This window comes from Marinilactibacillus sp. 15R, from assembly GCF_001895285.1.
Classification (GTDB): Bacteria; Bacillota; Bacilli; order Lactobacillales; family Carnobacteriaceae_A; genus Marinilactibacillus; species Marinilactibacillus piezotolerans.
Genome location: NZ_CP017761.1, coordinates 104,053 through 126,712 on the forward strand (window position 1 = coordinate 104,053; position 22,660 = coordinate 126,712).

12 protein-coding genes, 4 tRNA genes and 3 rRNA genes are annotated in these 22,660 nt (G+C 39.3%); all 19 read right to left on the reverse strand.

Features of this window, described 5'->3' with window-relative positions:
- Positions 1-224 precede the first annotated feature (224 nt).
- Positions 225-297 (reverse strand) — tRNA-Lys (locus BKP56_RS00480).
- 7 nt (positions 298-304) lie between these two features.
- Positions 305-377: transfer RNA gene (locus tag BKP56_RS00485), tRNA-Val, on the reverse strand.
- Between the two features lie 18 nt (positions 378-395).
- Positions 396-511, reverse strand: a 5S ribosomal RNA gene (gene rrf, locus BKP56_RS00490).
- Positions 512-741: 230 nt separating this feature from the next.
- Positions 742-3,655: ribosomal RNA gene (locus tag BKP56_RS00495) — 23S ribosomal RNA — on the reverse strand.
- Between the two features lie 160 nt (positions 3,656-3,815).
- Positions 3,816-3,888: transfer RNA gene (locus tag BKP56_RS00500), tRNA-Ala, on the reverse strand.
- A gap of 33 nt (positions 3,889-3,921) precedes the next feature.
- A tRNA-Ile gene (locus BKP56_RS00505) sits at positions 3,922-3,995 on the reverse strand.
- A gap of 117 nt (positions 3,996-4,112) precedes the next feature.
- A 16S ribosomal RNA gene (locus BKP56_RS00510) occupies positions 4,113-5,664 on the reverse strand.
- The 16S, 23S and 5S rRNA genes sit together here with 4 tRNA genes alongside, the layout of an rRNA operon.
- A 474-nt stretch (positions 5,665-6,138) precedes the next feature.
- Positions 6,139-7,410 (reverse strand): AI-2E family transporter, encoded by a 1,272-nt coding sequence (locus BKP56_RS00515; RefSeq protein ID WP_072693208.1) that lies wholly within the window; start codon positions 7,408-7,410, stop codon positions 6,139-6,141.
- A 171-nt stretch (positions 7,411-7,581) separates the two neighbouring features.
- Complete coding sequence (lysS, locus tag BKP56_RS00520) at positions 7,582-9,084, reverse strand: lysine--tRNA ligase (protein ID WP_072693210.1); 1,503 nt, start codon at positions 9,082-9,084, stop codon at positions 7,582-7,584.
- A 398-nt stretch (positions 9,085-9,482) separates the two neighbouring features.
- Positions 9,483-10,367, reverse strand: a complete 885-nt coding sequence (gene hslO, locus BKP56_RS00525; protein ID WP_072693212.1) for an Hsp33 family molecular chaperone HslO — start codon at positions 10,365-10,367, stop codon at positions 9,483-9,485.
- A gap of 137 nt (positions 10,368-10,504) precedes the next feature.
- Positions 10,505-12,634 (reverse strand): ATP-dependent zinc metalloprotease FtsH, encoded by a 2,130-nt coding sequence (ftsH, locus tag BKP56_RS00530; RefSeq protein WP_072693213.1) that lies wholly within the window; start codon positions 12,632-12,634, stop codon positions 10,505-10,507.
- A gap of 183 nt (positions 12,635-12,817) precedes the next feature.
- Positions 12,818-13,354: a hypoxanthine phosphoribosyltransferase gene (hpt, locus tag BKP56_RS00535; protein WP_072693215.1), complete on the reverse strand. Its 537-nt coding sequence runs from the start codon at positions 13,352-13,354 to the stop codon at positions 12,818-12,820.
- Between the two features lie 53 nt (positions 13,355-13,407).
- Positions 13,408-14,793 carry a tRNA lysidine(34) synthetase TilS gene (tilS, locus tag BKP56_RS00540; protein ID WP_072693217.1) on the reverse strand — a complete coding sequence of 462 codons (1,386 nt, stop codon included), beginning with the start codon at positions 14,791-14,793 and terminating at the stop codon, positions 13,408-13,410.
- A gap of 153 nt (positions 14,794-14,946) precedes the next feature.
- Positions 14,947-15,390, reverse strand: coding sequence for a S1 domain-containing RNA-binding protein (locus BKP56_RS00545; protein ID WP_072693220.1), 444 nt, complete (start codon positions 15,388-15,390; stop codon positions 14,947-14,949).
- A 217-nt stretch (positions 15,391-15,607) separates the two neighbouring features.
- Positions 15,608-16,030 (reverse strand): FtsB family cell division protein, encoded by a 423-nt coding sequence (locus BKP56_RS00550; RefSeq protein WP_072693222.1) that lies wholly within the window; start codon positions 16,028-16,030, stop codon positions 15,608-15,610.
- A gap of 170 nt (positions 16,031-16,200) precedes the next feature.
- Positions 16,201-16,458, reverse strand: a complete 258-nt coding sequence (locus BKP56_RS00555) for an RNA-binding S4 domain-containing protein (protein WP_072693223.1) — start codon at positions 16,456-16,458, stop codon at positions 16,201-16,203.
- A gap of 4 nt (positions 16,459-16,462) precedes the next feature.
- Positions 16,463-17,512, reverse strand: a complete 1,050-nt coding sequence (locus tag BKP56_RS00560; RefSeq protein ID WP_072693225.1) for a MazG nucleotide pyrophosphohydrolase domain-containing protein — start codon at positions 17,510-17,512, stop codon at positions 16,463-16,465.
- A 25-nt stretch (positions 17,513-17,537) separates the two neighbouring features.
- Positions 17,538-19,124: a putative polysaccharide biosynthesis protein gene (locus BKP56_RS00565; protein ID WP_083540420.1), complete on the reverse strand. Its 1,587-nt coding sequence runs from the start codon at positions 19,122-19,124 to the stop codon at positions 17,538-17,540.
- Entirely contained in the window at positions 19,117-22,659 is a 3,543-nt protein-coding gene (gene mfd / locus BKP56_RS00570; protein ID WP_072693228.1) for a transcription-repair coupling factor, read from the reverse strand. Before mfd ends, BKP56_RS00565 begins: the two co-directional genes overlap by 8 nt.
- Between the last annotated feature and the right edge of the window lies 1 nt (position 22,660).

The following is a 22,660-nucleotide window of genomic DNA, read 5'->3' on the forward strand; positions in this document are numbered from 1 at the left end:
AATAACATTATACCAGTGATATTCTTTTTTTTAAAGTAGCAAGAATCAAGTATTTGTTGCAGTGAGTAATCCTTAACTTTCCAATAATTTAATAAATTCCATATTAAATAATATAAATTGTTAAAAAACTTTTTTCAAACAAGAACCCCATTTTTTGAATAAATAAAAAAGCCAATGTATAGACTACACGGCTTTCAAAAAATATATATGTACTTAATCTCTAATGAGCCATGCAGGGTTCGAACCTGCGACCCTCTGATTAAAAGTCAGATGCTCTACCGACTGAGCTAATGGCTCAAAAAAATGGAGGTTAACGGGCTCGAACCGCTGACCCTCTGCTTGTAAGGCAGATGCTCTCCCAACTGAGCTAAACCTCCAGAAATAAAAAAAGAGCTGCACGGCAACGTCCTGCTTTCACAAGGGGAAACCCCTCACTATCCTCGGCGCTGGGAAGCTTAACGGCTGTGTTCGGAATGGGAACAGGTGGATCCTTCCCGCCATCATCACCGCACAATGACTCTTTTTATATCTTTTAGAGAACGTTGTTCTCTGAAAACTAGATAGTTGAACTTTCCAAACAAGTTTGTCTACAACACCATCATACGCTTTTCCCACTTTATTCCAGTTTCACTCGCCAGGCTTCTCAGAAATACTTCGACTCTCTTCAGCTGTCTAGGGACCGCTAAAGAACGTCTTTTGTATTTCGAGCAAGCCTGAACGTCTCGTTCCACTTTCTATTTAGTGGTTAAGTCCTCGATCGATTAGTACTGGTCCGCTCCATACATCACTGTACTTCCACTTCCAGCCTATCTACCTGATCATCTCTCAGGGATCTTACTTCCTTAAAGGAATGGGAGATCTCATCTTGAAGGGGGCTTCACGCTTAGATGCTTTCAGCGTTTATCCCGTCCACACATAGCTACCCAGCGATGCCTTTGGCAAGACAACTGGTACACCAGCGGTATGTCCATCCCGGTCCTCTCGTACTAAGGATAGCTCTTCTCAAATCTCCAACGCCCGCGACGGATAGGGACCGAACTGTCTCACGACGTTCTGAACCCAGCTCGCGTGCCGCTTTAATGGGCGAACAGCCCAACCCTTGGGACCGACTACAGCCCCAGGATGCGACGAGCCGACATCGAGGTGCCAAACCTCCCCGTCGATGTGAACTCTTGGGGGAGATAAGCCTGTTATCCCCAGGGTAGCTTTTATCCGTTGAGCGATGGCCCTTCCATACGGAACCACCGGATCACTAAGCCCGACTTTCGTCCCTGCTCGACTTGTAAGTCTCGCAGTCAAGCTCCCTTCTGCCTTTACACTCTTCGAATGATTTCCAACCATTCTGAGGGAACCTTTGGGCGCCTCCGTTACTCTTTAGGAGGCGACCGCCCCAGTCAAACTGCCCATCTGACACTGTCTCCCAACCGGTTGACGGTTGCGGGTTAGAGTGGCCATACAGCGAGGGTAGTATCCCACCATTGCCTCCACCAAGACTGGCGTCCTGGTTTCATTGGCTCCTACCTATCCTGTACAAGCTGTACAGACACTCAATATCAAACTACAGTAAAGCTCCATGGGGTCTTTCCGTCCTGTCGCGGGTAACCTGCATCTTCACAGGTACTATAATTTCACCGAGTCTCTCGTTGAGACAGTGCCCAAATCGTTACACCTTTCGTGCGGGTCGGAACTTACCCGACAAGGAATTTCGCTACCTTAGGACCGTTATAGTTACGGCCGCCGTTTACTGGGGCTTCAATTCAAAGCTTCGCCGAAGCTAACCTTTCCTCTTAACCTTCCAGCACCGGGCAGGTGTCAGCCCCTATACATCTTCTTTCGAATTAGCAGAGACCTGTGTTTTTGGTAAACAGTCGCTTGGGCCTATTCACTGCGGCTGACCAGTTGGTCAGCACCCCTTCTCCCGAAGTTACGGGGTCATTTTGCCGAGTTCCTTAACGAGAGTTCTCTCGATCACCTTAGGATTCTCTCCTCGACTACCTGTGTCGGTTTGCGGTACGGGCAGCCTACTTCTAACTAGAAGCTTTTCTTGACAGTGTGACATCAGATACTTCGGTACTATAAGTTCCCTCCCCATCACAACTTGTCCGTGTGAGCAGAAGCATTTGACTCCTACTCAGACTTGTTGCTTGGGCACGCATATCCAACAGCGTGCTTATCTTAGCCTCCTGCGTCCCTCCATTGTTCAAACAAAGCAGACTGGTACAGGAATCTCTACCTGTTGTCCATCGCCTACGCCTATCGGCCTCAGCTTAGGTCCCGACTAACCCTGGGAGGACGAGCCTTCCCCAGGAAACCTTAGTCATTCGGTGCACGGGATTCTCACCCGTGTTTCGCTACTCATACCGGCATTCTCACTTCTAAGCGCTCCACAAGTCCTCACGATCTTGCTTCAATGCCCTTAGAACGCTCTCCTACCATAGAACCATTGGTTCTATCCGTGGTTTCGGTACCTTGTTTAGCCCCGGTAAATTTTCGGCGCAGGGCCACTCGACTAGTGAGCTATTACGCACTCTTTAAATGATGGCTGCTTCTGAGCCAACATCCTAGTTGTCTGAGCAGCCCCACATCCTTTTCCACTTAACAAGGATTTTGGGACCTTAACCGACGGTCTGGGCTGTTTCCCTTTCCACTACGGATCTTATCACTCGCAGTGTGACTCCCGGATCTACATCAGTGGCATTCGGAGTTTATCAGGATTCGGTAACCCGATAAGGGCCCCTAGTCCAAACAGTCGCTCTACCTCCACGATGCACTATCCGAGGCTAGCCCTAAAGCTATTTCGGAGAGAACCAGCTATCTCCAAGTTCGATTGGAATTTCTCCGCTACCCACACCTCATCCCCGCACTTTTCAACGTACGTGGGTTCGGGCCTCCAGTGCATTTCACTGCACCTTCACCCTGGACATGGGTAGGTCACTTGGTTTCGGGTCGACGACGGCATACTAAACGCCCTATTCAGACTCGCTTTCGCTGCGGCTCCACCTCTTCGGCTTAACCTTGCATGACATCGTCACTCGCCGGTCCATTCTACAAAAGGTACGCCATCACCCGTAAAAGGGCTTTGACTACTTGTAAGCACACGGTTTCAGGTGCTGTTTCACTCCCCTTCCGGGGTTCTTTTCACCTTTCCCTCACGGTACTGGTTCACTATCGGTCACTAGGGAGTATTTAGGCTTGGGAGATGGTCCTCCCGGATTCCGACGGAATTTCTCGTGTTCCGCCGTACTCAGGATACCAGCTAGGTAAGATCAGATGTCGTATACGGGGCTTTCACCCTGTTTCGCACAGCATTCCAACTGTTTCTACTATCTTCACTCGTCCATATCGCCGGTCCTACAACCCCAGAGAGCAAGCTCTCTGGTTTGGCCTCTTCCCGTTTCGCTCGCCGCTACTCAGGGAATCGCATTTGCTTTCTCTTCCTGCAGGTACTGAGATGTTTCAGTTCCCCACGTCTACCTTCTCTCCAGCTATGTATTCACTGAAAAGATATCACCCTATGATTGGTGATGGGTTCCCCCATTCGGAAATCTTTGGATCAAAGCTCACTTACAGCTCCCCAAAGCATATCGGTGTTCGTCCCGTCCTTCGTCGGCTCCTAGTGCCAAGGCATCCACCGTGCGCCCTTATTCACTTAACCTGGTGGTTAAGCGTATGATTATTAGCGATGAGAGTTTCATTCAAGGAACAAAACTGTTCTCAATTGTTAATCTCGGTGTTGTTACTTAACATGTTTGTATTAATTCAACTATCCAGTTTTCAAAGAACAAGCACAATCTTTTTTATTGATAAGATTGTAATGGAGCCTAGCGGGATCGAACCGCTGACCTCCTGCGTGCAAAGCAGGCGCTCTCCCAGCTGAGCTAAGGCCCCTAAAGTAATTACTAATATATCGTATTGATAAAGTGGGCCTAAGTGGACTCGAACCACCGACCTCACGCTTATCAGGCGTGCGCTCTAACCAGCTGAGCTATAGGCCCGATATATTGAGCAAATAAAAAAGATGTTGCTATATATTATATTAGCAGATCTTTCAAAACTAAACAAAGTAAAATACCTGTGCAAGGTTCCGTTTGCCCTTAAGGCAATATCCTTAGAAAGGAGGTGATCCAGCCGCACCTTCCGATACGGCTACCTTGTTACGACTTCACCCCAATCATCCATCCCACCTTCGGCGGCTGGCTCCCAAAAGGGTTACCCTACCGACTTCGGGTGTTACAGACTCTCGTGGTGTGACGGGCGGTGTGTACAAGACCCGGGAACGTATTCACCGCGGCGTTCTGATCCGCGATTACTAGCGATTCCAGCTTCATGCAGGCGAGTTGCAGCCTGCAATCCGAACTGAGAATGGCTTTAGGAGATTAGCTAAACCTCGCGGTCTCGCAACTCGTTGTACCATCCATTGTAGCACGTGTGTAGCCCAGGTCATAAGGGGCATGATGATTTGACGTCATCCCCGCCTTCCTCCGGTTTATCACCGGCAGTCTCGCTAGAGTGCCCAACTGAATGCTGGCAACTAACAATAGGGGTTGCGCTCGTTACGGGACTTAACCCAACATCTCACGACACGAGCTGACGACAACCATGCACCACCTGTCACTCTGTCCCCGAAGGGAAAGCTCTATCTCTAGAGTGTTCAGAGGATGTCAAGACCTGGTAAGGTTCTTCGCGTTGCTTCGAATTAAACCACATGCTCCACCGCTTGTGCGGGTCCCCGTCAATTCCTTTGAGTTTCAGCCTTGCGGCCGTACTCCCCAGGCGGAGTGCTTAATGCGTTAGCTCCAGCACTGAAGGGCGGAAACCCTCCAACACTTAGCACTCATCGTTTACGGCGTGGACTACCAGGGTATCTAATCCTGTTCGCTCCCCACGCTTTCGAGCCTCAGCGTCAATTACAGACCAGAAAGTCGCCTTCGCCACTGGTGTTCCTCCATATATCTACGCATTTCACCGCTACACATGGAATTCCACTTTCCTCTTCTGCATTCAAGTCTTCCAGTTTCCAATGACCCTCCACGGTTGAGCCGTGGGCTTTCACATCAGACTTAAAAGACCGCCTGCGCTCGCTTTACGCCCAATAAATCCGGACAACGCTTGTCACCTACGTATTACCGCGGCTGCTGGCACGTAGTTAGCCGTGACTTTCTGGTTAGATACCGTCAAGGCCGGGGCAGTTACTACCCGACTTGTTCTTCTCTAACAACAGAGCTTTACGATCCGAAGACCTTCTTCACTCACGCGGTATTGCTCCATCAGGTTTTCACCCATTGTGGAAGATTCCCTACTGCTGCCTCCCGTAGGAGTCTGGGCCGTGTCTCAGTCCCAGTGTGGCCGATCACCCTCTCAGGTCGGCTACGTATCACAGCCTTGGTGAGCCATTACCTCACCAACTAGCTAATACGCCGCGGGTCCATCCATAAGCGGCAGCCGAAGCCACCTTTCATCTAAGAGACAGGCGTCTCAAAGACCTATGCGGTATTAGCATCCGTTTCCGAATGTTATCCCCCTCTTATGGGCAGGTTACCCACGTGTTACTCACCCGTTCGCCACTAATCCATTCTCTGCAAGCAGAGAATTTCATCGTTCGACTTGCATGTATTAGGCATACCGCCAGCGTTCGTCCTGAGCCAGGATCAAACTCTCGTTTTAAGTTTGAAAAGCTCATTATATTAATTGTGGATGAACCTTGTTCATCCGATAGTTGTCTTGATCCAATAAAGAATCGAAGACCCCTGCACATTTGGTTGTTTTTACTTTGTTCAGTTTTCAAAGATCTACTACTTTATAAGTCGTTGCCTTGTTTGTCGGCAACTTTTATATCATACCATGTTGTTGAATTGATGTCAACTACTTTTTTTAAAAAGAATTATCAACCCTTTTTGTGTAAGCGTTACACATGCCTCTATGACAACTACTTAAGTATATCTGATTGTTTGTTCGTTGTCAAGAAAAAAATACATTTACTAAAAACTTTTTTTCGCTTGTCGCTTTATTTGTTTTGCAGCAACGAGATTAATAATAACAGGTTGCCAGCTTCTAGTCAATAGATTTTTAGATAAAAATAAAAAAAGCATACTCTTTTATTAAGAACATGCTTCTTTATTACTTATCCTCTTGTTTTTTCTACTCTTTTTCATGATCTGCTTCATGCATTTCTTCTTTTGCTTCATCTCTATTCTCTTTTGCTTCTTTTACGTTTTCTTCGTACTGTTTATCTTTATGATCTTCCCCTCGAACTGCATCTTCAATCGATTTAACCTCATACTCACCAGCTACGTCTCCATAATACTTATTATATCTTTCTTTAAATTTCTGGAAAAAATGTACAAAAATTACTTTAAGTATTGCATAGATAGGTACTCCAAAAATCAAACCAAAAATACCCAATAAATCCCCTATTACTAATAATACAACAATAATCGTTAAAGGATGAACATTTAATTGTTTACCCATAACATTTGGTTCTATAAGGTTTCCATCTATGAATTGGACAACCATCCAAACAACAATCAAGAGCAAAACCATAGTCCAAGAGCTCATCAGTGCTATGACTACTGCTGGTATAAATGCCAGCGTTGGTCCAATATAAGGTATGATAGAAGTGAATCCTGCAATGATAGCTAAAATTCCAGCATAATCCAAGTCAATAATCAGGAATCCAATAAACATCATAACCCCGATTGAAGTAGCAATGATCAGCTGCCCCTTAATATACGCTCCAACTTGAGAATTGATTTCACTAGAAACACGCAAAATATCTTCTCTCCATTTTGGCGGTACGGCCGATAAGACAGCTGTAGACATTTTTTTCTCATCTTTTAATAAAAAGAATAGAATCAGCGGAAAGGTAACCAGAGTAACTACAACATTAGTAACACTCGAAACGACTGAAGATACTCCACTAAGTCCATTAGTTAGATACTGATTAAGGTTATCAGGAACTTGAGAAATGAAAGTTTCACCTTCGTTTATAAACGATTCGATCTGTTCTCCGAATGGTACATTTTTTAACCATTCAGAAGATGTATTTACAATTGTATCAACGAATGAAGGGAAGTTTTCAATTAAGCTATTGAATTGATTGCTTAACAAGGGAATCAATGTTCCAATTAACAGTACAAGCAGGCCGATCATAACAATAAATAAAAGGGCTACTCCCCATAACCTTTTAACTTTTCTTTTTTCTAGAAAATCAATTATTGGATTTAATAGATAATATAATAATAGTGCTATTACAAATGGCATCAACACACTTGATATTAATACGGCGATTGGATAAAAAATAAAGTTAACTTGATTAAAAAGTAATACTATAATTCCAATCATGATTAAAATTCCTAAAGTGAAGACCAGACTCGATCCTCCTAAAAAGTTAGTCCATCTTGATTTTTTCATTTAATTTCCTACTTTCTATATAACAAAATGTACTTATTCTATTATTCTATATCATTTGCGTTACATAATCGAATGATTTGGGTGTATCAGTTCTATAAAATAAAAAAAGCACGCTTGTCCCGTACTTAAACCGGTATAAGCATGCTTTGAACGTAAACCAGAAGCCTATGTTTAATCAATGTTTTTTAAAGTAGGAAATAATAGAACATCTCGTATAGTATGAGCATTCGTTAATAACATAACCAGACGGTCGATTCCGATACCGAGACCACCTGTTGGCGGCATACCATACTCAAGAGACTCGATAAAATCTTCATCAATTTCTTGAGCTTCGTCATTACCTTGATCTTTTTCTTTCATTTGTGCTTCAAATCTTTCCCGCTGATCAATTGGATCATTCAATTCACTAAAAGCATTGGCATATTCGTGACGTGAAATAAAAAGCTCAAATCGATCAGTGAATCTTGGATCTTCATCGTTTTTCTTTGCAAGCGGTGAAATTTCTAGCGGATGTCCATAGACAAAAGTAGGTTGAATAAGTGTTTCTTCCACGAAAGTTTCAAAAAATTCATTCACAACATGACCGAAAGTAGCATAGTCATCTACAGCTACGTTATGATCTTTCGCTAACTGACGCGCTTCGTCACTAGACATCTCTTTCCAGAAATCAATTCCGGTTTGTTCCTTGATTAAATCCACCATGTGTCTACGTGTCCAAGGTTTACCTAATTCAATTATTTCTTCACCATAAGAAATTTCGTTAGTACCTAGTACTTTTTGCGCTACTGTCTTGATCATATCTTCTGTCAAATCCATGACATCTGACACGTCATGATACGCTGTATAAAGTTCTAACATTGTAAATTCGGGGTTATGAGTGGTATCTATTCCTTCATTACGGAACACTCTACCAATTTCGTAAACTTTTTCCATTCCTCCAACAATTAGACGTTTCAGATGCAATTCAATGGCAATTCTTAGATATAGCTCCATATCTAACGCGTTGTGATGAGTAATAAACGGACGCGCTGCTGCACCTCCTGCTAAATTATGCAGTAAAGGAGTCTCTACTTCAAGATAATCATTACTGTTCAAATAATTTCTAATTTCTTGAATAATTTGACTACGTTTAGTGAAACGATTAAACGAATGTTCATTCGCAATCAAATCAAGATATCTCTGACGATACTTTTGTTCTACATTAGTTAATCCATGATATTTATCTGGCAATGGCCGCAGAGCTTTGGATAAATAAGTTAGTTTTTTAGCCCGTACTGTTATTTCGCCAGTATTGGTTTTCATCACTGTACCTTCAATACCTAGAAAGTCTCCTAGGTCAGCTGTTTTGAAACTTTCGTATTCTTCATCTCCTACAGCATCTTTACGTACATAAATCTGAATCATACCTTTTTTATCTTTGAGATGAGCAAATCCGGCTTTTCCTTTTCCACGTTTAGTCATTAAACGACCCGCTATAACAACTGAATACTCTTTTTCAGACAATTCTTCTTTTGATTTATCTTCAAATGTTTCTTGTAACTCAGAAGAAAAATGCGTTCTTTCAAACCTGCCTCCAAAAGGGTCAATTCCACGTTTGCGTAATTCATTCATCTTTTCCCGACGTACCATAAGTTGATCATTTAATGTTTCTTGATTTGATGGCTCTTGAGTCATTCGTTTCTTCGCTCCATTCCTGTTCAAACTTTTTTAGAATTAATCATTTTTTAAGTTTATATTTTCTTTACCTTATTTAATTCTATTATTTCTCTATTCATTTCTATTTGACTATCTATAAATAAAGTTTTCAATCATTTTATGCCATGAATTAGAATCAATTATCTCAATAAGAGTATTTTTACTGTTCAACTTTTTGATTAGTTGATTATTTCAAGTAAGCTAGCTACATTCTTTGATTCTTATTATTGTACACGCAGAATCTAAAATCTCTATTTTAGGGATTCATATGATCATTTGAGTCTCTTCATTTGACAACTTTCATTCTGAATTATATTAACACAACTTTTACCCTTCTTAAAGGTAGAATGCAAAGCACTACTTAAAAATTTATAGTTTTATAAAGAAACAGCTTCTTCTTTTAATGCCTCTAAATCATTCTCGGTGTATTGATACTTCGTACGACAGAAATGGCAGACTGCTTCTGCCCCATGATCTTCATCTATCATATTTTGAATCTCTTCTGCTCCAAGTGAAATAATTGCATCTGCGAATCGTTCTTTTGAACAGTCACATTTAAACATAACAGGCGTAGTCTCAAGTAATTGATAATTGTCTTTGCCTACTAGTCTTTCTAAAATCTGGTCAGGTTTCTCTCCATTTTCCATTAATCTGGAAACTAATGGCAATTCAGCAATTACTGTTTCTATTTTATTGATCGTTTCTTCTTTAGCATTTGGCAATACTTGTATCATAAATCCACCTGCCGCTTTAACTGTTTCGTCTGGATTAACTAATACAGATACACCTACTGCTGATGGTATCTGTTCAGAGTTTGCCATATAATAAGTGAAATCTTCTCCCAATTCACCACTTACTAAAGGAACTTGTCCGACAAATGGCTTTTTCATTCCTAGATCTTTGCTGACTGTCAACATTCCTTCTGTGCCAACAGCACCTCTTACATCTAATTTACCTTTTCCATTCAATGGTAAATTAACTTGCGGGTTATGAATGTATCCTTTTGTCTCGCCTTTCCCATTACTGTCTATAACTAAATAGCCGATGGGGCCATTTCCTTCAATCCTTACAGTTATCTTTTCGTTTCCTTTTAATGTTGCGCCCAACAGTGTGGTTCCGATCATTGCTCTACCTAGCGCTGCAGTGGCTGTACTCCAAGTATCATGTTTCTTCTGAGCTTCAGTCACCATCTCTGTTGCATCTACTACATAAACTCTAATTTCATTGTTATATGCTAATGCTTTTATTAATTTATCTGTCAAATCATTCTCTCCTTGACTGGTTAGAATTATTATTTATGAACTTTCCATCATCTTACTATATTTCATTAAACAAGGAAAGAAGAGGAGGTTTACGTTCCACCTCCTCTTCTCATCCTTTATCATTTTAATTATAAAGATTATTTGTTTTTATCATCATCTTCTGAAGGAACTGTATTGTTACCTTCTGAATCTGATGCTTCTTCATCACTATTTTTTTCTTTGAATTCTTTTTCTCGCTCTTTTTCTTTTTCTTCTCGAGCAGCTTTCACTTCTTCAAACGAAGTACCGATAGGCTCCTCTTCTGGATCTCTATCAGCTTCTTCGCTTTCACGAGGAAATTCCACTGGATTATCACTGCGTTTATCCGGCATTTCGCCCTTTTCAAATAAACTCTTAATTTCTTTTTCATCCAGCGTTTCAACTTCAAGTAATTTTTGAGCAATCAGTTCATGCGCATCTTTATGTTCTTCAACGATTCGTTTTGCTTCGTCGTGCGCTTCATTAAGAATTCTCAATACTTCCTGATCGATCTGGTAAGCGAACTGTTCAGAATATGCTTTAGATTGAGAATAATCTCTTCCTAAGAATACTTGGCTGTTGCCTTCATATTGAACAGGACCCAGCAGATCACTCATTCCATATTCTGTTACCATGCTTCTGGCTAACTGTGTCGCTTGCTGGAAGTCATTAGAGGCTCCACTAGATTGTGAGTCAAAGATAAGTTCTTCCGCAACACGCCCACCTAAAAGCCCAACAATTTGTTCAAACATTTCTTTTTTAGTCATCAAGAAACGATCTTCTCTTGGAAGCATAATTGCATAACCACCCGCACGTCCTCGCGGAACAATGGTTACTTTATGAACGATTCGAGCATCATTTAATACTAATCCAACAATAGTATGTCCTGCTTCATGATAAGCAACCATACTTCTCTCGACTTTAGAAATTACACGATCTTTTTTCGCTGGACCAGCTATCACTCTATCGTGTGCTTCATCAACATCTAAAGCTTCGATTTGTTTGCTATTACGTCTAGCGGCAATTAGTGCTGCCTCATTTAATAAGTTTTCAAGATCTGCTCCGGCAAAACCTGGAGTTTGTTTAGCAATTTGTTTTAAATCGACACTAGAGCCCATTGGTTTATTTTTAGAGTGTACTTTAAGAATCGCTTCACGTCCTTTGACGTCTGGTCGACCAACAAGGATTCGACGGTCAAAACGACCCGGACGAAGTAAAGCAGGATCTAATACATCTTGACGGTTGGTAGCTGCTACAACGATGACACCTTCATTACCTGTGAAACCATCCATTTCGACTAGCAATTGATTTAATGTCTGTTCACGTTCATCGTGTCCGCCACCCATTCCAGCTCCACGCTGACGTCCTACTGCATCAATCTCATCAATAAAGATAATTGCTGGTGCATTTTTCTTAGCATTTTCAAATAAGTCTCGTACTCTACTTGCTCCAACACCCACAAACATTTCTACAAATTCAGAACCCGAGATAGAGAAGAAAGGAACGCCTGCTTCTCCGGCTACTGCTTTGGCAAGTAATGTTTTACCTGTTCCTGGAGGTCCTTCAAGTAATACCCCTGCCGGAATTCTCGCACCTAAGTTAGAGAATCTACGAGGATCTTTAAGAAACTCAACTATTTCAACTAATTCTTCTTTTTCTTCATCTGCTCCTGCCACATCGGAGAAGCGAACTTTACTTGTTTTTGCGTCGCTTTCTTTAGCTTTAGATTTGCCGAAGTTCATTACACCACGGCCACCACCAGCACCGCCGCCACCTTGCCCAGCTTGATTCATCATAAAGTACAAGAATCCAACTAGTAAAAATAAAGGTAATATAGATATTAAAAGACTCGCCCAGATACCAAGAGATGGTTCCTCAAGGGGCTGAATTTTTACATTATTCTCGTCGGCCAAAGCCATTACTTCTTCTACTGAAGAATCATTCTGTAGAATAGCTGTTGTAAAACTCGTTGTATCCTGTTCTACATTTCCAAAAATTGAAACACCTGTGTTATTTTCTACTTCAGGTTCTTGATCTTCTCGGAACTCTCCACTGATCTCATAAATACCGCCTGTTGGTTGAATTGTAAATTCTTCTACTCGATCTTCTTCAAGAAATTCAACAAACTCAGTTGAAGTAAATCCCTCTGATGCACCGTCAGAACCCCTTGTCGCCCAAGACACAATCCCTATGACTGCGATAAACACCAAGATGTAGAAGAGTCCACTATTGAAAAATCCCTTCTTCATGTCATCCTCCATCTAACTATTAGTTTTGTTATTTAAATAGTCTATACTATTTAGAAATGATACTGTTTTATACTTTACTTATGTTAACATACTTGACCTATTTTGACTATGAATTTTGTTTGATGATTTGATTATTAAAAGAAAATTCATCTATTCAAAATGTAAAAGAAAGGATTTTTGACTTTATTGGTAGATTTCAGGTTTCAAAACACCAATATATGGCAAATTACGGTAGCGTTCTGCAAAATCCAGACCATATCCGACTACAAACTCATGAGGAACTTCAAAACCTATCCAGTCAACTGTCATATCTACTGCTCGGCCAGATGGCTTATCAAGTAAAGTTACAATTTTTACAGAAGCGGCTTTTCTATACTTGAACATATCCTTTAAATACGCTAAAGTACGGCCAGTATCAATGATATCTTCCACAAACAATACATGTCTTCCTTCTACATTTGTATCTAAATCCTTAAGTATCTTTACTTCCCCTGAAGAAGTCGTCTCATTCCCGTAACTGGAAACATCCATAAAATCTATTTCCAAATAAATTTCCATAGCTTTGATCAGATCTGCCATAAAAGGTAATCCACCTTTCAGTACACCAACCAGTAAAGGATTTTTATCTTTGTATTCCTCTGCTAATATTGCTCCAAGTTCTTTCACCTTTTTCTGTATTTCTTCTTCTGATATTAAAATCTTTTCCATATCTGACTTCATGCTGATAGTACTCCTTTTTAGTTAATTTATACTTTTTATAGATAAAAGTTGATCTATTCTTTTAAAATCAATACGTACTGTATTTTATCAGGTATCGGTTTAGTAGACAACGCTGACTCTTTTAATCCCACCAGCCAGATAATCTGTTTTCTTGCATCTTCTATCAGAATTGCTTCTTCTCTTTTTGAAGGGGGTAGTTTCTGGTCAATCATGATTCTCTGAATTTTTTTAGTGCCATTTATTCCCTTGATTTCCATGCGATCTCCATCAGCTCTATGGCGAATAGTCAGCGGCAGAGTAATAGAGTCCAAACCCAAGAAAAGGGTGACAAAATTTATTTTCAAGTCAGGCATTTCATTAGAGTAAAATAAACCAATTTTTTTACCATCAGGCAGAACAGCCCATTTTCCTATTTCAAGTTGTAATGGTTCAGACAAGCGATTTATCTTTATATTGTTTTGCTTGCAAATTAAAAACTTTGTGTATTCTTTAATGCCTACATAATCTCCTGGAAGCTCTATTTTACTATTAGCCGTATCACTACTTATCCATTCCTGTAAAATTTCGAGGTGGACTCTCTTATATTGCAACGGAGTCTTCTCATAAAGCCGATCAAGCATATATTTAAGAACTAGTCTTTGCATACTATCTGATTGCTTTATAAAATGTTGTTTGCTTATTTCAACCTTATCTTCTTGAAAAGTTAAACAATCTACTGCTTGTTTTTCGATTATCGGACTCGCTATAGTCAATAAATCCTGAAGATCATCTGCAAAATTCGTCAAATGGTCTTCAACTTCTTTATTCTCTTTTTTCAGTAACGGCAAAATCCTATTTCTATAACGATTTCTAGTATATTGAAATGAAGTATTACTCTCATCTTCATAAAAATCAAGTTCATATGCTTTTGCATATGTATAGAGCTCTGATTTTGTAAATCTCAATAATGGTCGAATGATTTCTTTATCTTTAAATAATCTTTTTTTGTGAATACCCACTAACTGGTTTATTGCACTTCCTCGTACGATTCTCATTAAAATGGTCTCCACTTGGTCATTCTTTTGATGACCAGTCAGCAACTTAGTTATATTTTGTTCAACCATGACTTTATGAAAAAAATGATATCTTATTTCTCTTGCGGCCTTCTCGGTTCCAGATTGCGGATGAGTCTCTTTCTCCCATATATAAGAGTAAAATGGAATCCCTAAGTTTTCGGCTATTTTATTAACGGCATGTCGCTCTATTATTGAAGTATTCCGTAATTGATGATCAACATAGGCGACCGAAAACCGCGGTCTGATATCATTAGGTAAATGAGCGATTAAATGTAGAAGGACCATGGAATCTACTCCACCAGATACGGCGATCAACACTTTATCTTCATTTGTCCAGTAATGATGTTCTCTTACTAACTTAGAGAATTTATCTGTTAAATTCATCTCAAAGCCCTTTCTATAATTATTAATTCCCAAAAATTAAATAGAATAAGTTTTCATCATTATATGTGCTCTATGGTTGGTAACAAAAAAGGGTTAGGGAAACTCCCTAAACCCTTTTAATAGATCGGACGTTTACTTAAATCAGCAAACCCTTTATCCTCGGCGTCCACCGCGTCCGCCACGTTTGTTTTCAGTATTGCGTTTTAAAGAAGTTAAGCGATCTTCACTATCTTTTAAGAATGAATTCATCAAAGAATCAAAATCTTCTTTTTTAGGAGCTGAAAAATTGTTTCGCTTATTTGGCTGACTACTGCTTTTAGCACGTTGAGGCACTTTTTTCTTGGGAGCTTCTTCGGCAGGTTTATCTTGGGCTTTACGAATAGATAATCCTATCTTTCCATCATCCGCTATAGACAATACTTTCACCATGACCGTTTGTCCAACTTCAAGCACTTCGTTAATATTTTCTACATAATTATCGGATACTTCGCTAATGTGTACTAATCCAGTTTTCTTGTCTCCCAGATCAATGAATGCACCAAAATTCGCAATCCCGGTAACCTTACCTTCTACTTTGCTTCCAACTTCAATTGACATGTTTTCTTTGTTGCCTCCTAATTAATTTGTCCATATTATACCATGCTAAAATTTTAGAATAAAGTGTTTTAGAAAGGTTTTGACTACATTCATCAAAAATCATTCGGTATTATTCCACTTTAATCATTTAAATGAGCGAATATATTTTGTGGTTAGAACTATTTAACCTGCTAAAACCGAATTCTAAATGGATATGATATCGTATTTCTATACCGCATTACTTATCTATTTCAGACTGTCCATTTGCAGCTTCTGCAAAATCCGGATTTTTATCTTCTGGAAAACTAAAAACGATCTCGTCATCTTTCGTTAAGTAGTATTCGCTCCTAGCAAGCTTAAGTACATATTCCTCGTTTTCAAGAAGCCCAACATAATAATCCAGTTCTTCCTGATGCAGCTCTAGTGCTTCCAATTGTTCCTTTGCCTCTGCTTTTTCGATTGTCGATTCTTGTAACTGCTGATAGTTATTAAAAAGTGGTGTGACTAAAAGAGAAACAAAGAAAAGTCCACAGATTGTAATCAGCGTTGTTCGCCTTTTAATGAACTTAATTCTTTTTCGATTTCGAATACTCTCCAAAGTCTTCTCTTCTATGTACTGGTTATTCAGTTTTGTAATGACCGGTTGCTTTTTATTCTCCATTACACTCTACCCTCTCAAGAATAACTTTTCTTATAGTATAGTGATTATAGCAATAATCTCTCTGTATGCAAAGGATTGTCACAGTAATTTAATATAACTTATCTACTGGCCCCCTATACTCAAAGAGACTATAGCTAATTATCTATTAAACAGACTCAATCATATGATTTCTAGCTGTTATATTTTTCTTCAATAATGCTGTATAACTCTTTAGCTTCATCTTTTTTAGTTGTATCTCTTAAATCTTCAATCTTAGCAATCATTGTCTTATTCCCAAATCTTATTTCCAGTTCATCTCCAACTTTTACTTGAGTGGAAGACTTCGCTGTCTTGCCATTGATCTGAATACGATCTTTATCAGCTATTTCTTTAGCAACTGATCTTCTTTTGATTATTCTTGAAACTTTTAAAAATTTGTCAAGTCTCATCTCATTACCTTCTCTCTTCTTTTTCTTTTTTCTTTATTTCCTGCCATATTGCATTTACTTCTTCCGTTGTTTCGGCACTAATTCCGTCAAATACATGAGGGTGTCTCCTTCTTAATTTACGATTGATGACCTCTAATACTTCCTCTAAAGAAAATTGTCCTGTTTTTTCGGCTAAGTTGGTATGGTATAGAACCTGTAATAATACGTCTCCTAGTTCTTCTATTACATTTTCCATATCTTCTTGCTCATACGCTTGAATCAATTCATTCGTTTCTTCCTTTAAATATGCTAACAAAGACTCCGGAGTCTGTTCACGTATCCAAACATCTCCATTTTCGCTGGTTATTTCATCAATATAAAGTTGCAGTAATTCAAAAGACCTGACTCTTTCATCCCTTTTCAGCGGCGGAATATAAACTGACCTTAAATTGTGTACACCCTCAAAACGGTCTAATTCATATAGAGGCATCCACTTTATTTTTTCATAGCGACTTCCTGCTGCATCAATCCTGCATACTTGATGATCATCTGGATATATCTCCATTAATGTCAGCTTAACTTCACTCGCCATCAACTGATTGAATATCTGCATGACGATGACCGCTTGGCCTGTCTGTATCTCATCATGAGATAAATCAAAAGCATCAAGTAACTGAAATCCATCTACTGGATCAATAGCTACTGCCTGGAACATATCATCAATGAAACTTTTTCCACCCACAATTTCAACTTTTTTTCCTGATTCCAGCAGTAGTTGAACACTTTTTTCAGCAACCATTGGATGTCCCGGCACTGCATACACAATATCTTTGTTCTCTGACAATTTCAAAAGCTTTTCTACAATTGCAGGATAGACCTGCTGAAAAGAGGAAAACTTTTCATAATACTCATCAAAAAAGGACATCTCAACGCCTTCTTCTTCCAGTTCTTTAACTATTGGATGATCTTTAGTTCTAACATAAAGTTTATCTGACTGTTTGATTGTTCTGTAAACACCTAATGGTAACTGTTCCAACTCTGATGATCCTAAACCAATTATTTTGATTTGCCCCATTAGAACCTTCCTTCCCGAGAATACTTTATTTACTAATAAAACGATCAATTTTATTTCTAAAAGGGATATATTGCCATTCTTGTTCACTCAATAGATTAAAATAGATTAAGCCAAATATAAATGCTACGCTACCCAGCGTGGTTCCAATAAGTGTCAAAACCAGTGCTAACATTCTACTCATATCAGGAATTATCAGCGTCAGTCCTTCAAGGCTCAAATATGTTAACCCCCCCATAAGAATAAGCAGGGTTATGATTTTAAAAATCTTTCTATTTTCAAGAAATTTAGTCCAAATGTTTTTTGGCATTTGATTATTCATCAATAATAAAACGACTATTAAAGATATAATAGTTAAATAACTTGACCCCATAATCCCTATATATCTTACTGCTAACTGATTCATTGACGCCTTGAATATCAACCCGGCTAACAAGGAGATCACAGGCATGATCCGATTCGTCTCGCTTTGTAAGATAGAGTGAGTGCTGGTGACCAGGGAAGCCAATAAAATACTAACTACATAAACCTGCAATATTCCTGTTCCGGCTTCATCAGAAAATAACGCATGATTAAGCCATGGCATAATCACAATTAATCCAACAGAAGCCGCTCCTGAAAATAAAAGAGTCAGATTTAGAACTGTAAAGCTGATTTTTTCCCACTCTTCCTTTTTATTTTCTTGGCTGTATTTTCTAAGCAATGGTAATGCACTCGTTGAGATACCTAGCCCAATGACTAATCCGAGTTGCACAAACGGTTGTCCCCTATCGTAAATTCCTTTTGTACTCATTGCCACTCGCTCAGAAATACCTGAATCTATCAGACCATTGTAGACGGTAAAAGAATCCAATAACTGAAAAAGCACCATCATGCTGCTCATTGCTGTTAATGGCAAGCCTTCAATTATTAATCTTCGACCAATCTTCAAAAATTTTTGTTTATCGAATGTCTTGTTAAGATTCATACTTTCTGTTCTTTTGAAAACATACCAAAAAAGAATAACTGATCCAACTATCCCGGCGATCCAAGAAGAAGCTAAAGCTAAAGAGCCCATTTCATAAACGGTCCAATCGGTAAGTGTATAAAGATATGCTGCCCCTAACAGTACAGTAATTCGAGCAACCTGTTCCCCAACTTGCGAAATGCCGGTAGGAAGCATGTCTAGATTTCCTTGGAAAAAACCGCGTATACTTGATAAAAAAGGAATAAACAAATAGATGTATGAAACTGAACGAATCACTGGAAAAAGTTCTGCATCTCCCATTTTTCCAGCAATCCAGCCAGCTCCAAGCCAGAAAAAAGCAAATAAGATGAATGATACTATAATCAGCCATACTCCGATCAGCTTTATGACGACTTGCTGTTCAGAACGCTCTTTTTCTTCTGCAATGATTTTTGAGACAAATAAAGGAAGACCATTTAAGGAAAGTGCAACAGCAATACCATAAAGTGGATAGATTTGCTGATAAACGTAGAAACCTTCATCTCCTGTTAAATTCTGAAATGGAACTTTATATAAAGCACTGAGCACTTTTGTTATAAAAGCAGCGATCGACAAAACCAAAGCACCTTGCATCATATGATTTTGATGGTTATTATCCACTCTATTCATTTCCTTTACCTGCTACTGCCTCTTTTTTATTCATTTGAAATTCTGAAATGTTTTTGGAAAACAAAACTAATGAATCTAGCCATTCATTATCCACCAATCTAACAGGCAGCTTGAAATCGATACTCAAACGGTCATTTGTGTTCATATTTGTTTTCAGACTGATTTTTTTCAAAGCTTTGAAAACTTCTGGTAACGGTAAAGTTTGCGTCCCTTCTTTGGAGAAGGTAACAGCCACCTTTTGCTTATCTCGTTTAATTGTTTCAATCAATGCTCTATCGCTATACATTTTAAGCAATCCAACTGTTAACAGATCAGAGACTTCTTGAGGATAATCTCCGAAACGGTCAATCAATTCATCTTGGAGTTCCACATAGTCCTGGTCACTAGCAAATTCACGTATACGTTTATATAACTCGATTTTCTGTCTTTCATCTTCAATGTATGTGCTTGGAAGATACGCATCTACTGAAAGATCTAGTTCAACATTCGTCTGCAGCTGTGCAGTGTCTCCTCGTTTTCTAGCTACTGCTTCTGATAACATCTGAGAATAGAGATCGAATCCAACTGAATCAATAAACCCATGCTGTTGCTGACCCAATAAATTTCCAGCTCCTCGAATAGATAAATCTCTCATTGCAATCTTAAATCCGGAACCAAGTTCAGTAAAATCTTTGATTGCCTGTAATCTTTTTTCACTGACTTCTGTTAAAATTTTATTCGGCTGATGCATGAAATAAGCATAAGCAATTCGACTGCTTCGACCAACACGACCTCTTAGCTGATACAGCTGTGACAAGCCCATGCGATCAGCATCCTCGACTAGAAGTGTATTGACATTGGGCATATCAATCCCAGTCTCAATAATCGTCGTTGTAACTAATATATCAAACTCTCCCTGAATAAATTCGAATAATACATTTTCCAGTTGTCCTTCTGACATCTGGCCATGCGCAATACCTATACGTGCGTCCGGAACAAGCTGCTGAAGTTCTTCAGCTCTCTGGTCAATCGTACTTACACGATTATGCAGATAAAAAACTTGTCCACCTCGAGCCAGTTCTCTCTTCATCGCTTCACCAACCACGGCACCATTCATTTCCATAACATAAGTTTGGACAGGATAGCGATTAGCCGGCGGAGTCTCAATTACTGATAAGTCTCTCACTCCAAGCATAGACATGTGTAAGGTTCTAGGGATAGGAGTCGCAGTCAGCGTTAATACATCAACTTCGTTCTTCAACTGCTTCAATCGTTCTTTATGTTTAACTCCAAAGCGCTGCTCTTCATCAACAACTAGTAAGCCTAAATCTTGAAACACAACATCTTTAGATAAAATTCTGTGGGTTCCTACTACTACATCTACTTGTCCTTTACGCAATTCTTCTGTTAACTTTTTCATTTGCTGACCAGTTCTAAACCGACTCATCAATCCAATTTCAACTGGAAAATCGCTAAAACGTTCTAACATGGTTTCATAATGCTGCTGGGCTAAGACAGTTGTCGGTACTAATATAGCCGCTTGTTTTCCGTCTTGTACAGCTTTAAAAATTGCCCGCATTGCGACCTCGGTTTTCCCATATCCAACATCTCCAACTAATAGACGATCCATTGGTTTATCTTTTTCCATGTCTCGTTTAACTTCTTTAATTGAACGAAGCTGGTCATCTGTTTCGGTATAGGGAAATGCTTCGTCGAATTCATGCTGATATTCATTATCTTCTGAAAAAGGAAACCCCGTTTTCCTTTCTCTTTCAGCATATAATTCAATCAGATCATCTGCAATATCCTCTACTTGGCTCGCAACTTTTCTCTTCGTTTTTGCCCAGGCAGTCCCGCCTAACTTATTTATCTTAGGCGTTTTCCCTTCTGAAGATACGTATTTCTGCAGCAAGTTTACTTGGGTGACTGGAATAAATAATTTAGAGTCATTATCATATATGATAGACATATAGTCTTGATGGACTCCACCAATTTCCATTGTTTCCATTCCAGTGTATCTTCCGATACCGTGATTAACGTGAACAACAAAATCTCCTGGATTCAATTCTGTATAACTTTTTAGTCTTTCAGCGTTTGTTATATTCTGACGACGTACTTTCTTGCGATTGACACGATTAAATAGTTCTTTTTCAGTCAGAACGGCCAATTTTTCAGTAGGCAATTCAAATCCGTTTTGAACAGTCGATGAAATAACTTGTATTTTTTTTTCTTGTATTTCTCCATTTCCTGAAAGGATGCTCGGAATTTCAAAATCCAGTAATGTACGATTCACTTTATCTGCTCGCTCTGCATCTGCTGTCATTACAACTACAGTGTATCCTAATTTTTCCCAGCGATCCATTTCTGTTTTCAACAAATGCATTTGCCCGAAAAATTGCTGCATGTTTCGGTACTGGAAAGGATGAATTGCATCAAAACGCAAACCTCCCATACCTTTCTGGAATAAAGCAAAGTGCAAAGTATCATGTTGATTTTTTTTAAGCTCTTCTCTAAAGTCGTTTGAAAAAGTCTGTTTCTGTAAAACTAGCCGCTGGCTCAACTGGGAAGTAGCCCATTCTGCCTCTTCTTCATTCAAAAGAGCATCTTTCTCTAGAATTCTTGGATATTCATCCATTGCTAAAATTGCATCATCTGCCATATAATCAATTATAGAAGAATGCTTTTCGTACACAAAATCTCTGAATTTGACTAGATCATCTGTCAATTCACCGGTTTCCAATCCTCTAATCACAGAATTTAATTGCTTACTCAATATTTGCTTAGCTTCGTTATCAGTTAGAGCTGCTAAATTTCTCGATAGTGCTTTTTTCAGCTTTTCAGCTGCTGGCTTCATTTGCTCTTTTGTTACTAGAAAATCTGTTGCAGGTATTAAAGAAATTTTACTTACATTTTCTATTGAGCGCTGGGTATCTGCATCAAAAAACCTCAATGAATCAACCTCTACATCAAACAGCTCAATTCTTACAGGATTTTCTTCTGTCAATGGATAGACATCAATAATGCCTCCCCTGATACTAAACTCTCCTGGAGCAGCAACCTTTTGTTCTCTTCTATATCCCATTCCTATAAGCGATTCAGCAAAGTGGTCAAACTCGATTTCGGCACCCAGTTCAATATTGATGTGAGATGCTTGAAATATTTCTTTGGGTGGCAATAATTTTCTAATACCAGAAAGCGGGATAATAACAATCCCAGGTTTCCCAGATAAAAGATAATCTAGCGCTTGCACTCTTTCTGCCCGAGCTTCAGGCGAAGCAATCGCCATTTCAGCATGAATCATATCATCGACTGAAAATACAAATAACTGGTCATCAGGAACTAGACCAGTTAAATCTGCCATCAGTTGATTAGCATGATATAAATTTTGTGCTATAATCACGATCTGCTTTTGTTTTTCTTTCAATAAAGAAGAAAGGAGTAATGCTCTAGCAGAACCAGCAATTCCGGTAATCAATTGCGTCTGTCTCTGTCCAATAGTAGAGAAAACCTTTTGAACAGAGGGTTTTTCTGATAAAAAACTTGTAATCGTTGACAAT

Bases quoted from the DNA above. Each gene is read 5' to 3' on its own strand.
- BKP56_RS00515 (WP_072693208.1), bottom strand. From the start codon at position 7,410: ATGAAAAAATCAAGATGGACTAACTTTTTAGGAGGATCGAGTCTGGTC.
- lysS (WP_072693210.1), bottom strand. From the start codon at position 9,084: ATGACTCAAGAGCCATCAAATCAAGAAACATTAAATGATCAACTTATG.
- ftsH (WP_072693213.1), bottom strand. From the start codon at position 12,634: ATGAAGAAGGGATTTTTCAATAGTGGACTCTTCTACATCTTGGTGTTT.
- hpt (WP_072693215.1), bottom strand. From the start codon at position 13,354: ATGAAGTCAGATATGGAAAAGATTTTAATATCAGAAGAAGAAATACAG.
- tilS (WP_072693217.1), bottom strand. From the start codon at position 14,793: ATGAATTTAACAGATAAATTCTCTAAGTTAGTAAGAGAACATCATTAC.
- BKP56_RS00545 (WP_072693220.1), bottom strand. From the start codon at position 15,390: ATGTCAATTGAAGTTGGAAGCAAAGTAGAAGGTAAGGTTACCGGGATT.
- BKP56_RS00550 (WP_072693222.1), bottom strand. From the start codon at position 16,030: ATGGAGAATAAAAAGCAACCGGTCATTACAAAACTGAATAACCAGTAC.
- BKP56_RS00555 (WP_072693223.1), bottom strand. From the start codon at position 16,458: ATGAGACTTGACAAATTTTTAAAAGTTTCAAGAATAATCAAAAGAAGA.
- BKP56_RS00560 (WP_072693225.1), bottom strand. From the start codon at position 17,512: ATGGGGCAAATCAAAATAATTGGTTTAGGATCATCAGAGTTGGAACAG.
- BKP56_RS00565 (WP_083540420.1), bottom strand. From the start codon at position 19,124: ATGAATAGAGTGGATAATAACCATCAAAATCATATGATGCAAGGTGCT.